Here is a 12,734-nt window from a genome sequence, read left to right as displayed (position 1 = left end):
GTACCGGGCAAGCCCGGTACCTACGTGGCGCAGAGGCATCCACGAATAGCCCCATCGTGCGCGAAGGCAGGCTCCCGCGAGGCAGGTTCAGGTCAGCATCCGCCCGCCATCCAGCCACAGCGTCTGCCCGGTGACGTAGCCGGCGTCGTCGAGCAGCCAGCGCACCGCCGCGGCGATCTCGTGCGGGGTGCCGGTGCGCGCCAGCGGGGTGCGCTCCATCAGCCTGCGCTTGTCCGGCTCGCTCTTGCCCTGTTCCGGCCACAGGATCGCGCCCGGCGCCACGGCATTGACCCGCACGTGCGGGGCCAGTTCCAGCGCCAGCGTGCGCGTGGTCATCTCCAGCGCCGCCTTCGCCGCCGAATAGGCCGGGTGCTGGTGCAGCGGCCGGGTGGCATGCACGTCGGTCAGGTTGACGATGGCCCCGCGCTGGCTGCGCAGGTACGGGGCGGCGGCCTGGGCGAGGAAGAACGGCGCGCGCGCGTTGACCGCGAACAGCTCGTCCCACTGCGCCGTCGTCACCTGCCCGAACGGCGTGGGGAAGAAGTTGGAGGCATTGTTGACCAGCGCGTCGAGCTGGCCGAAGTGCGCCACCACCTGTTCGACCAGGTCCGGCAGCGCCTGCGGCTCGCGCAGGTCGGCCTGCACCGCCAGCACGCTGCCGGGGCGCTCGCTTTCCAGGTCGAAGGCCAGCGCCTGCAGTTCCTCGCCGGAGTGGTGCGCGTGCAGCGCCAGCCGGTAGCCGTGCGCATGCAGGTGGCGGGCGATGGCCGCGCCGATGCGGCGCGCGCTGCCGGTTACCAGGGCTACACGTTGCGGGTCGGTCATCTGTGGTTTCCTCGCTCGGCTATCCTGTGCATTGTCCCCGCAAATCGCCGTCCCATGCATTCCGACCTGCCCCTGCCCGAACCCGACGCGCTGGCCCACAGCGAGCAGCTGGCCGCGCACCTGCGCGCGGAGATCATGGCGCAGGGCGGCGCGATGCCGTTCTCGCGCTTCATGGAGCTGGTGCTGTACGCGCCGGGCTGGGGCTATTACAGCGCCGGCGCCAGCAAGTTCGGTGCCACCGGCGATTTCGTCACCGCGCCGGAGCTGGGCACGCTGTTCGCCGCGACCACCGCCAACGCGCTGGCCCCGGTACTGCGCGAACTCGGCGCGCAGGCGCGCGTGCTGGAACTGGGCGGCGGCAGCGGCGCCTTCGCCGAGGCCGCGCTGAAGCGGCTGGCCGAACTGGACGCGGCGCCGGCGCGCTACGCGATCCTCGAACCCAGCGCCGACCTGCGCCAGCGCCAGCGCCAACGCCTGCGCGAAGCGCTGGAACCGGCGCTGTTCGCCCGTGTGGAATGGCTGGACCGCCCGTTCGACGACGAATGGGACGGCGTGCTGTTCGCCAACGAGGTGATCGACGCGCTGCCGACGCCGCGCTTCTTCATCGACGAAGGCGAGGTGTACGAGGAAACGGTCGAGCTCGACGGCGAAGGCCGATTCGTGCGCGGTGCGCAACCGGCGGACATGCTGCTGCACGCGGCGGTGCGCCATGTCGAGCGTTACCTCGAACGCCCGTTCGCCAACGGCTATCGTTCGGAACTGCTGCCGCAGCTGCCGTACTGGATACAGGCAGTGGCCGGCGGCCTGCGCCGCGGCGCGATGCTGTTCGTCGATTACGGCTACGTGCGCGACGAGTTCTACCAGGACGACCGCAGCGACGGCACCGTGCGTGCGTTCTACCGTCACCGCGTGCACAACGACGTGTACCGGTGGCCGGGCCTGCAGGACATCACCGCCTCGGTGGATTTCACCGCGCTGGCCGAGGCTGGCACCGGCGCCGGCTTCGAGCTGGCCGGTTATGGCCACCAGGCCGGGTTCCTGCTCGGCAACGGCATTGCCGAGTTGTTGGAGGCCGCCGACGAGCACACCGACGAAGTCGGGCGCGTGCGCCTGCGCGAGCAGTTCAAGCGCCTGACCCTGCCGACCGAGATGGGCGAGCGTTTCCAGGTGATGGGCTTCAGCCGCGACGTGGACCTGTCGGCCGCGTTCGCGATGGGCGATTTGACCTGGCGCCTGTGAGCGGTGGGCTTGTGAACGGAATGTTCAAGCCGCTGCGGCACCCCCGGCTATGGGCCGCGTTGTGGGCATTGGCGGTGCTGGCGGTGATCGTGGTGTGCCTGGTTCCGCCGCCGCCACTGCCGCCATTGCCGGAAAACAGCGACAAGCTGGAACACTTCGCCGCCTACTTCCTGTTGGCCGCCGGTGCGGTGCAGCTGTTCCGCCGCGGCCGCGTGCTGCTGGCCGTGGGCGTGGCGCTGGTGGCGATGGGCGTGTGCATCGAGTTCGCGCAGGGCGCGTTGACTGAAACCCGCAGCGCCGATCCGCTCGATGCGCTGGCCAACACGGTGGGTGTGTCGGTTGGCCTGATGACGGCGTTCACGCCGCTGCGCGATCTGTTGCTGCGCTTGCAGCCGCGCCGATGACGAGGCAACCCTCGTAGGTGCCGGGCTTGCCCGGCACGTGGCTTTCCCGATGAAGCACAGCGGGGCAAGCCCCGCTGCTACGGGTTATTGCAGCGTCACCTGCTTCAACACCCACATCTGCGGCCGGGTATCGCCGCTGAAGGTCATGCACAGGTTGGCGACGTCGTTGGCCGGCGCATGCAACGGCGCTTCCAGCTCGATGAATCCATCCGTGCCCGGCGCCTCCGGCAGCGGCACCGAGGCCAGCACCGGGCCTTCGCAGCCGTCGCGCACCTCGAACTCGCCATGCGCGGCGACCGGCTTGCGGAAACCGCGCCTGGCTTCTTCCTCGCGCAGCAGGCCGAAGTTGTAGGGCAGGCGCCCGGCGCGGACGTGGATGCTGGCCACGTCCTGCAACTGCGCGTTCTCCCACAGCCAGCACGGGTTGAAGATGCTCACGTCGAAGTTCTCGCGCGGGCCGTCGAGCGGGTTGTCGTCCTCCAGCCGCAGCAGCAGCCGGCCGCCCTGCGGGCATTGCGCCAGCGTCTTGTCGTTGCGGCTCAGCAGCGAGGCAGCATCCAGCGTCCAGCTGCTGGCGGCGTCGGCCAGCGGCCTGCCGTCGAAGAAGGCGGCGGCCTTCAGCGTGGTCGGCACCGGCAGGGTCAATGGGCCATCGTAGGCCGGCGATTGCGCGGTGGGCGCGCTGCCGTCGGTGGTATAGCGGATGTCGGCATAGCCCATCGGGTTGGACAATTCGGCCGTCACCGTGCCGTTGGCGCGGTCGTCCCGGCGCTGCATCGCCACCGACAGCGCGGTCTGCGCATACGGGATGCCCAGTGCCTTGTAGCGCTGCAACTGCGCCGGCAGACGGGTGAGGAATTCGTCGTAATCCTTGCCCTCGACCGGCGACCACGCGATTTCGGCCAGCGCCGCCATGCGCGGGAACACGTTGTGCTGCACGCGCTCGAACAGGCGCATGTGTTCGGTCCATACATTGGCCTGCACGCCGAGCACGTGCTTGCGCTGCTCGGGCGTGAGCTGTTCCGGCACCGGGTCGAAGGCGTGGATCTTCTGCATCGGGGTGAACTTCGGCCGGCCCGGCGGTTCGTCCGGCAGGTCGGTTTGCAGGAAGTCCAGGTACAGCGTGTGGCCCGGCGCCATCACCACGTCATGCCCGTGGGTGGCCGCCTCGATGCCGCCCTCGGTGCCGCGCCAGGACATCACCGTGGCCTGCGGCGGCAACCCGCCCTCGATGATCTCGTCCCAGCCGAGCAGCTTGCGGTCGTGCGCTTCGAGGAACGTCTCCAGCCGCTTGAGCATGTACGACTGCATCGCCTCCTCGTCCTTCAGGCCGAGTTCGCGAATCAGCGCCTGCACTTGCGCCGAGGCCTGCCACTGGTACTTCACCGCCTCGTCGCCGCCGATGTGGATGTAGGCACCGGGGAACAGGTCGATCACTTCGGTGAGGATGCCTTCGAGGAATTGCAGCGTTTCCTCGCTCGGGTTGAACAGGTAGGGGTTCACGCCCCAGTTGTGCGACGGCTCGGTCGGGCCATCGACCACGCCATGTTCGGGATACGCCGCCACCGCCGCCTGCGCATGGCCGGGCACGTCGATCTCGGGGACGATGGTGATGTGGCGCGCGGCGGCGTAGGCCACCACGTCGCGGATCTGTTGCTGCGTGTAATGGCCGCAGTACAGGTTCGGCGAGCCATCGGCCTTGCGTCCTGCATCACCCTGCGGCACGCGGCAGCCGCCGATTTCGGTGAGCTTGGGGTAGCGCTTGATCTCGATGCGCCAGCCTTGGTCGTCGGTGAGGTGCCAGTGGAAGGTGTTGAGCTTGTGCACGGCCATTGCGTCGATCATCGACTTGACCTGCTCCACGCTCCAGAAGTGGCGCGCAGAATCCAGCATCAGCCCGCGCCAGCCGAAGCGTGGTGCATCCTCGACGTGCATGGCCGGCAACGACACCGCACCGGCCTGCTGCCCGGCCAGCAGCTGCCACAGCGACATTGCGCCGTAGAACAGGCCGCGCTCGTCGCCGGCTTCGATGCTGATGCCGTCGTTGCCGATGTCCAGCACGTAGGCTTCCGGCGATGCGCCGTCGGCGGCTTCGACGAGGCGGAAGTTGATGCCGCCGGCGCCATCGGTGGTTTTCAGTTGCAGCGGCGTGGTCCTGCCCAGCAGTTCGATGAACTGCGCCGCCACGCGGCCTGCGGCCTCGCCCTGCGCATGGATGCCGGTGGCGTTGTCGACGGTGTAGCGGCCTTCGCCGAGTTGCAGCGAAACCGGGCGCGGTATCAACGGCGCGCCGCTGACTTCCGCGGTTTGCACCTGCGCGGTGCTGGCGGTTGGGTCATTGCCGGTACAGCCGCCGAGCGTCACCAGCGAGGCGAACAGCGCGGCGGCAAGGACGGTGGCGGGGCGTCGGTGTCGGATCATGGTGGGTTCTCGTGGTGGCGTGCGGGGTGTGTGCAGGAACGTGCAGGAACTACGCAAGTCGCGATGGGGCATTGCCGGGAAAGCTTCATCGCGACTTGCGTCGCTCCTACAGGGGATACAGGGGATTTCGTGGTTTCAAAAAAACGGGCCTGGAATTCCCAGGCCCGTTGGAGGAGAAAAACAGCGTGAAACGTGTTGCGGTGGGACAGGGTCAGAACTGGAAGCGCAGCGAAGCCATCAGGCGACGGCCGGTACGGTATGCGCCGCGCACCAGTTTGTCGGTGTTGGCCACGCCCTTGACCTCTGCATAGGAGTAGTACTCGCTGTCCAGCAGGTTCATGCCGTCCAGCCCCAGGCTCAGGTTGTCGGTGATCTTGTAGTTGAGGCTGGCATCGAGCGAGGCATAGTCGTCGGTGACCAGATAGTTGCCGCGATCCACGTTGGTGTAGTACTTCGAACGCCACGAGTAGGTCACGCGCGCGCTCCAGCGGTCGTTCTCGAAGAACGGGCTGATGTTCAGCTGGTTCTTGGAGTTGTACGGCAGGAAGTCGCCGTTGTCGGCCTTGGCTTCGGCATAGGTGTAGTTGGCCAGCAGGCCGAAACCGCTGTCGAGGCTGGTCTGGAACGCCAGCGAAACACCCTTCACGTCCGCGCTGCCCGCGTTGTTCGGACGCGAGACGTTGAAGACGGTGTCCTTGCTCTGGTTCTGGTTGTAGTGGGTTTCCTCGCGGGTGGTGACCAGGATGTAGTTGTCCACCTTCTTGTAGAACATCGTGGCGGCCAGGATCGAGTTCCGGCTGAAGTACCACTCGGCCGAGAAGTCGTAGTTGGTGGATTCATACGGATCCAGGTCCGGGTTGCCGCCACCGCCGGTCAGGGTCTGGTCGCCCAGCCACAGGTAGCTGGACATGTCGCCATAGTTCGGGCGGGAGATGACCTTGGCCGCCGAACCGCGCAGCACCCACTGGTCGTTGAGGTCGAACGCCGCGTTCACGTTCGGCAGGACGTTGTTGTACTTCTTCTTGGTGCTGGTGGCCGCATAGTCGGTGGCCGGGCAGGGGCTTTGGTTGACCGTGCAGGCCCAGCCCATGCTGTCCGACTCGGTCTGCACGAAGCGCACGCCGAAGTTGCCGCGCAGGCGGTTGGCGCTGAAGTCGGCCTGCAGATAGGCGGAGGTCACATCCTCCTTGATGGTCCAGGTATTGGCCGCGAACGACGGGTCGTTGAACGTGCTCGGCTCGGGCATGGTCTGCCACGGCGCCAGCCAGTTGCCGCCGAGGATGTAGTCGGCCAACTGCCAGCCGTCAATGGTGAAGCGCTTGCTCAGGTCGCCGGTGTTGCTGAAGCCGTCGAGGTAGTTGCCCGGCAGCGGGCGCGGGGAGAAGTCGCTGGCCCTGGCATCGCCGTAACCGGCAACGGAGGCCAGCGAGACGCCGCCCATGCGCTGTGCGGTTTCGTGTTCGCGGCGCTTGGCACCGAAGCGGATCTGGTAGACCGGCGAATCCAGCCGGATGCCGAAGTCCGCTTGCGCGTACCTCTCCTTGTCCACGGTGGGCTTGAACACGATGTTGCCGCCCCAGCCCGGGTTCCAGTCGCTGTTGTCCGGGCTGCCCGAAGCGCCGGCCCAGCCGCCGTCGATCTGGAAGGCGGACGGGTCGAGGAACGGATTGTTGCCGTGGAAGGTCAGGCTGCGCTTGCCACTGATGTCGTAGCTGTAGTCGGACCAGTTCAGGAACTCGCCATAGACCTGGCGGCCGGTGCCACCAGTGGCCTTGGAGGTGCCGGCGTGGACCGAGGCGAACCAACGCTCGTCGTTCCACTTGGCCTTCAGGTCGTAGGAGTCGGTATCCACCGTGGCCTGGCGGTTGATCAGGTCGTAGACCACCAGCGCGTTCTGGAAATCGGCCTTGGTGATGACGCCGCCGTCGACGGTGAGGTCGGTCATCTTCATCAGGCCGTTGTAGGCGTTGCCGTTGAAGGCGAACATGGAGTGGCTGATGTTGTCGTAGCCGGCCTTGACGTCGAGCGCGTTGAACTCGATGTCCAGCTTGTCGTGCGGCTTGAACTGCAGGGACAGCGACAGGGTGTCGCGCTTGCGCTCCTGTTCGAAGTAGTGGGCGCTGACCGAGTTCGGGCCGACCGCATCCGGGTTGGCCAGCAGGGTGTCCGCGCAGCCGCCCTGACAGGAGGCGGGCTTGGTCTGCCAGTTGCCTTCGTCGTCGGCCGGCAACGACCAGTCGATGGGCAGGTTGTTGATCGAGCCGCCGCCGCCGGCGCCGTCGATGTAGTCCTTGCCGGTCACGGTGCCGTAGGATTCGATGCCGTCGCGGCGGATGTTTTCTTCCGAACGCTGCGCCGACACGATCAGGCCGAAGTTGCTGGCCTGGTTCTTCCAGCCGAGCAGTGCCGAGATGGACGGGTCACCGCTCTTGATGCGGTCGTTGTAGAGGTAGCTGACCGCGCCGGAGATGGTGGTGCCTTCCAGGTCAAGCGGCTTGCGGGTGGAGATGTTGACGGTGCCGCCGATGGAGCCTTCGTCCAGCCATGCTTCCGGCGACTTGTACACCTCGACCTTGCTGACCAGTTGCGGTGCCAGCAGCGAGTAGTTGAAGGTGCGGCCCGGCTGGTCGGTGATGAACCAGTCGGCCGAGGCCACGGTCTGGCCGTTGAGCACGGTGCGGTTCAGCGCCGGGTCGGTGCCGAGGATGCTGACCTTCTCGCCCTGGCCGAATGCCTTGTCGATGGTCACACCGGGGATGATGGTGATGGCCTCGGCGACGTTGGTGGCCGGGAACTTGCCCACGTCCTCGGCGGTGACCACGTCGACGATGGCGTCGGCGTCGCGCTTGGTATCCAGTGCCTGCCGCAGGCTGGCGCGGATGCCGGTGACGACGATGGTGTCCAGGTCGGTGGCTTGCGCGCCTTGCGCGGCTTCCTGCGCATGGGCCGAGAAGCTCAGACAGGTGACGATGGCAGCGGATAGTACGGACTTGCGGTACCTCATGATGTCTCTCCTCATCATTGACGGAATGTCCGGGGTGAGCCGGGATTGCCTTGCCTGTTGCGGGGGTGGGACCGTGCGCGGCGCTGGGTTGCCGGCACGGCGATGGATGGCCGGGTCAGTCGTTCCTCCGGCCCTGGTACCAGAGGGTGGCGCCGATGACGCCCAGTTGCCCGTGTTCGACGAGCTTCACGGGAATGCGTTGCAGCGCCTGCGCCATCGGCCCCTTGTTGAGGAAGCGCTCGACGAAGCGGCTGTTCTGGATGAAGGGGCCGAAGCGCGGCAGGAAGCCTCCGGCCAAGTAGACGCGCTGCGCGCCATAGAACAGCGCCATGTCGCCGATCGCCGAGCCGAGGAAATCGCAGAACAGCGAAAGGGCTTCGCGGGCCGGCGCATCGCCGCCATCGCAGGCGGCGGCGCTGACTGCATCGGGCGTGGCATGCGAGGGCGTGGCGCCGCGTATCGCACACAGTGCGCGATAGAGCTTGAGCAGGCCGGGGCCTGAAAGGATCTGTTCCATGGAGACATGGGCGCGTTCGTGCAGCAGGTGCTGCAGCACGGCGATCTCCAACTCGGTGGTCGGGGCGAGCGCGGCCTGTCCGGCTTCGGTGGCGAGCACGACGTTGCGCTTGTCGGCCGGAATCCACACCGCAGCACCGAGGCCGGTGCCGGGGCCAACGATCAGGACCGGCCCGGGTGTGGCTTCGGCAGGCCCGGCCAATTGCAGTACCTGGCTGTCGTCCATGTGCGTGGCGGCGTGGGCGACGGCCTCGAAATCATTGACCACGTGCACGGCACGAAAGCCCAGCGCATCGCGAATGCGCTGCGTGGAGAGCGGCCACGGCAGGTTGATGGAAATGACGGTGCCGTCGTCCTGCGCATAGCCGGCGGTGGCGATGACGCATTCGGCCACTGGCGGGTTGTGGCTGCCGAAGTCGGCGAGGATCGCATCGAGGCCGGGATGGTCGGCGCAGCGGTACTTGCGGTAGGCGAGCACCTCGATGGCGTCGCTTCCGTCGAGGCCCGTCCGGATCAAGCCCACGCGCACATGCGTGCCGCCCACGTCGGCGGCGATCAGTTGCGCGGCCGACGTGGAGGGAGCATGGGCGGGCATGATGCTGGCGGTCACTGGTTTTCCCCGATGGATGCGCGGCACTGCGTGGTGCCGTGATGGCTGGAGTGTCGGGGGGTGTGACAACGATGTCAAGCTGTCATGCAAAAAATTTTCAGAATGGTTTCAGTGCGTAATGTCGGGTGTATCCGGTGTTGCAGAAGGGAAAATTTGTTCCATGCGAAATCGATGGGGATGGGATGCCTGTCTTGCATCGGTTTTCAGGTTGTTTCATGAAAATTTTTCGCATCGCAACATCGGTCGCAATACCGGCTCCGGACACGCCAAGGCCACCGTTTCCGGTGGCCTTGGGGGAATCCTTGTCGCGGTAGCGAGGGGGTTTCCTCGTCTTTTCAGTTCCCGGTTTGCAGCCGCACCCAATCCAGTGTCCACATGTCCGGGCGGGTGTCGCCGGTGAAGCGGATGCACAGGTCGCCACGGGCCTTGGCCGGTGCGAGGGGCGCTTCCAGTTCGATGAAACCATCGGCATCCGGTGCGGCCGGCAGCGGCAGCGATACCAGCGGCTCGCCCTGGCACTGGTCGCCGAGGATTTCCAGTTCGCCATGCGCGCTGTGCGCCGGCGCGAACTTGCGGTTCGGCTCGTCGTGGGCCAGCTGGAAGTTGTAGGGAATGCGGCCGGCGCGCAGCTTCACCCCGGTCACGCCGCCCAGGTCGGCGTCCTGCCACAACCAGCACGGGTTGAAGATGTTGACGTTGAAGATGGCGCGCTGGCCCTCGGCCGGGCCGTCGTCTTCCAGCCGCAGCAGCAGCTTGCCGTCCCCGGGGCACAGGCCGAGCTGGGTGTCCTCGCGCACCAGCAGCGAATCGGCGGTGACCTCGAAGCGGCTGGCGGCGGCCAGCGGCTGGCCGTCGAAGAACGCCGCGGCGTTCACCTGCGCCGGCAGTGCTACCTGCAGCGGCTGGCTGTAACCGGGCGATGCCGCGCTCACCTCGCTGCCGTCCAGCGTGTAGTGGATGGCGTAGCCGAGCGGGTTGGCCAGCGTGATCTCGGCGGTGCCGGCGGCGCGGTTGCCCTGGTCCTGCATGTCCACCTGGAACGGCGTCTGCGCATAGCCGATGCCCATTGCCCGGTAGCGCTGCAACTGGCGCGGCAGGCGTTGCAGGAAGCCGTCGAAGCCGCGCTGTTCCGGCGGGCTCCAGCCGGTTTCGGCCACCGCGGCCAGGCGCGGGAACAGGTGGTGTTCCAGCCACGTGTCGTTGCGGGTGTGCTCGGTGAACAGCGTGGCCTGCAGGCCGAGGATGTGCGCGCGCTTGTCCGCGGCCAGCTCCGTCGGCACCGGTTCGAAGTCGTAGACCTTGCGCAGTTCGGTCGTCGTCGGCCGGCCCGGCGGTTCGTTCGGCGAGCCGGTCTGCAGGTAGTCCATGTACATGTGGGTGACCGGGGCCATCACCACGTCGTGGCCCTCGCTGGCGGCCTTCAGCCCGCCCTCGGTGCCGCGCCAGGACATCACCGTGGCTTCTTCCGGCAGCGGGCCTTCGAGGATTTCGTCCCAGCCGATCAGGCGGCGGTCGTGCTGCGCCAGGAATCGTTCGAGCCGGCTGACGATGTGGCTCTGCATCGCCATCTCGTCGCTGGCGCCGATCGCGCGCATGTGTTCCTGCACGCGGCTGGAGGCGATCCACTGGTCCTTGACCGCCTCGTCGCCGCCGATGTGCACGTAGCGGGCCGGGAACATGTCGATCACTTCGAGCAGCACGTTCTCCAGGAACTGCAGCGTGCTTTCCTCGGTGTTGAACAGGTTGGGGAACACGCCCCACTGGTTGTCGATGGTGAGCGGCTGGTCGATGCTGCCCAGCTCCGGGTAGGCGACGATGGCGGCGGTGGCATGGCCGGGCACGTCGATCTCGGGGATCACCTGGATGTGCCGCTGCGCGGCATAGGCGACGATCTCGCGGATCTGTTCCTGCGTGTAGTAGCCGCAATAGGTGCGCAGCTGCCCGGTGGCCTCGTCGCGGCCGGCGTCGCCCAGCGGCACGCGGCAGCTGCCCACCTCGGTGAGCTTCGGGTAGCGCTTGATCTGCATGCGCCAGGCCTGGTCGTCGGTGAGGTGCCAGTGGAAGGTGTTGAGCTTGTGCTGGGCCATCGCGTCGAGCAGCTTCCTGATCTCGTCCAGGCTCTGGAAATGGCGTGCCGAATCCAGCATCAACCCGCGCCAGGCGAAGCGCGGCGCATCGGCGATGCTGGCGGCGGCGACGCGGCCGGCGTCGTTGCCGGTGAGCAGCTGCGCGGCGGTCACCGCGCCGTAGAACAGCCCGGCCTCGTCGCGCGCGCTGACCTCGATGCCGGTGTTGGATACCTTCAACGCATAGCCTTCGGCGCCGGTGGCGGCCGCGGCATCGAGGTGGAAGCGGACCTGGGCCCTGCCGGCGGCCTCGGCAACGGCCAGCGTCGGCCCGCCGTTCTGCGCCAGCAAGCGCACGAACTGGCCGGCGACGCGGCGCGCGGCCTCATCGTTGCCGGCGACGCGGGTGGAAGGCTTCAGCGTGAAGTCCTTGCCAGTGGCCGCCTGGTAGTGGGCCGGCAGCGGGATCAGGGGCAGCGTGTCCGCGGCCTGTGCCTGCGGCATGCAGGCGCCGAGCAGCAGGCCGGCCGCGAGCCAACGGGTTCGCAAGGCGGCGGGGCGGGGCGTGGTCATGGGCGTGGCTCCTTGGATGGATGGTGAGGCGGATAAGCGGTTGTAGATGCGGGGCTTGCCCCGCATGGTGGCATTCACGGCAAGGCTTCATGCGGGGCAAGCCCCGCATCTACGAGACGCATTGCGCCACCGGGTTTTCCCGCGTCGGCCACGTAGGGCCGACCTACTTGCGGAGTACTCGCATTCGGCAGATCCATGTGCCTGGCTCTTTGGAGCGGCTTCACCGGGTAGCTCGGTGATCCTGTCGAGTCATCTCTCGCAGAGAAAAATACGGAGCGGATGCGGTGAGCTGAAAAGGTCGATTTACTCCTTCAGGCATCAGATGATGGCCTGCAGTCCCTTGTCCGCAATGACGTTGAGCAGCTTGAGTGCCGGGCCAGCCGGACGGGTCTCGCCCTGCTCCCATTTGCGTACCGTCGAGGCAGTGGTATGCAGGTGCAGCGCAAACACCGGCTGGCTGAACTTCAAGGTTTCGCGCAGGCGCTTGATGTCGGCGGCGTCGAACTCCCGCACCGGCGGCGGGCAGATGGCGTCGAACTTGCGCATCGTCACCTTGCCGATCGCTCCCGCTTCATGGAGCGCGGCCAGATCGCCGCGCAGGGATTCAATGATCTTGCTCACAACGCACCTCCAGTAGCACGCCCGATTGCAGTGCCTTCGACAAAGCCGCGGCCGACAGCTCCAGGTACATCCTGCCGACGAATTGCAGTGCCTTCTTCTCGTCCTGCGTGATGTTCGCCTTGTCGCTCTTGGGGAACCCATGCAGGAACACGTAGCGATTGCCGACCCGGGCCGACAGCAGCGTGCGATAGCCACCGCTCTTGCCGGCACCCGGGCGGGCTATCCGTTTCTTGTAGAGAGAACCGCCAAGGTCCGCGTCGATCAGGCCTCTTTCCATTTCCTTGACTGCCTTGCACAGGAAGGCATCGGACAGCTTCTCGGCTGCCTGCCATCGCGCGAAGTCCTTGCGCTTGAAAACTTTCATCCTGGCTCCAAAATATACCCGATACGGGTATGGTTTTCCATGTCCGGATTGCGGAGCGGCGTCCATGCACGCGTAAAAAAACGCCGGGCCA

Annotated in this window: 9 protein-coding genes; 2 read left to right on the top strand and 7 right to left on the bottom strand. The window is 66.8% G+C overall.

Annotated elements, in window-relative coordinates; genetic code table 11:
- Positions 1–87: 87 nt before the first annotated feature.
- Complete coding sequence (locus tag MIC98_RS15520) at positions 88–825, bottom strand: pteridine reductase (RefSeq protein WP_239737765.1); 738 nt, start codon at positions 823–825, stop codon at positions 88–90.
- Between the two features lie 54 nt (positions 826–879).
- Here MIC98_RS15520 and MIC98_RS15515 point away from each other — a divergent pair, with 54 nt between their 5' ends.
- Together MIC98_RS15515 and MIC98_RS15510 are read left to right on the top strand one after the other, a co-directional pair.
- Positions 880–2,064, top strand: a complete 1,185-nt coding sequence (locus MIC98_RS15515) for an SAM-dependent methyltransferase (protein WP_239737764.1) — start codon at positions 880–882, stop codon at positions 2,062–2,064.
- Between the two features lie 20 nt (positions 2,065–2,084).
- Positions 2,085–2,468, top strand: a complete 384-nt coding sequence (locus MIC98_RS15510) for a VanZ family protein (RefSeq protein ID WP_239737763.1) — start codon at positions 2,085–2,087, stop codon at positions 2,466–2,468.
- Positions 2,469–2,552: 84 nt separating this feature from the next.
- On the opposite strand, the gene MIC98_RS15505 is transcribed toward MIC98_RS15510, so the two are convergent.
- The 6 genes from MIC98_RS15505 to MIC98_RS15480 all read right to left on the bottom strand — a co-directional run bounded on the left by MIC98_RS15505 (position 2,553) and on the right by MIC98_RS15480 (position 12,643).
- A complete protein-coding gene (locus MIC98_RS15505) occupies positions 2,553–4,889 on the bottom strand; it encodes a family 20 glycosylhydrolase (protein ID WP_239737762.1) in 2,337 nt (778 codons plus the stop codon).
- Between the two features lie 211 nt (positions 4,890–5,100).
- A complete protein-coding gene (locus MIC98_RS15500; protein WP_239737761.1) occupies positions 5,101–7,893 on the bottom strand; it encodes a TonB-dependent receptor in 2,793 nt (930 codons plus the stop codon).
- A 115-nt stretch (positions 7,894–8,008) separates the two neighbouring features.
- Positions 8,009–9,004 carry a glucokinase gene (locus MIC98_RS15495; protein ID WP_239738208.1) on the bottom strand — a complete coding sequence of 332 codons (996 nt, stop codon included), beginning with the start codon at positions 9,002–9,004 and terminating at the stop codon, positions 8,009–8,011.
- Positions 9,005–9,354: 350 nt separating this feature from the next.
- Positions 9,355–11,658, bottom strand: a complete 2,304-nt coding sequence (locus MIC98_RS15490; protein WP_239737760.1) for a family 20 glycosylhydrolase — start codon at positions 11,656–11,658, stop codon at positions 9,355–9,357.
- A 318-nt stretch (positions 11,659–11,976) separates the two neighbouring features.
- Positions 11,977–12,279 carry a DNA-binding transcriptional regulator gene (locus MIC98_RS15485; RefSeq protein ID WP_239737759.1) on the bottom strand — a complete coding sequence of 101 codons (303 nt, stop codon included), beginning with the start codon at positions 12,277–12,279 and terminating at the stop codon, positions 11,977–11,979.
- Positions 12,263–12,643, bottom strand: coding sequence for a type II toxin-antitoxin system RelE/ParE family toxin (locus MIC98_RS15480; protein WP_239737758.1), 381 nt, complete (start codon positions 12,641–12,643; stop codon positions 12,263–12,265). Before MIC98_RS15480 ends, MIC98_RS15485 begins: the two co-directional genes overlap by 17 nt.
- Positions 12,644–12,734: the final 91 nt, after the last annotated feature.

The sequence above is a fragment of the Stenotrophomonas sp. NLF4-10 genome (assembly GCF_022359915.1).
In the GTDB taxonomy this organism is placed as follows: Bacteria; Pseudomonadota; Gammaproteobacteria; order Xanthomonadales; family Xanthomonadaceae; genus Stenotrophomonas; species Stenotrophomonas daejeonensis.
This window is presented reverse-complemented; position numbering and strand designations above follow the sequence as displayed.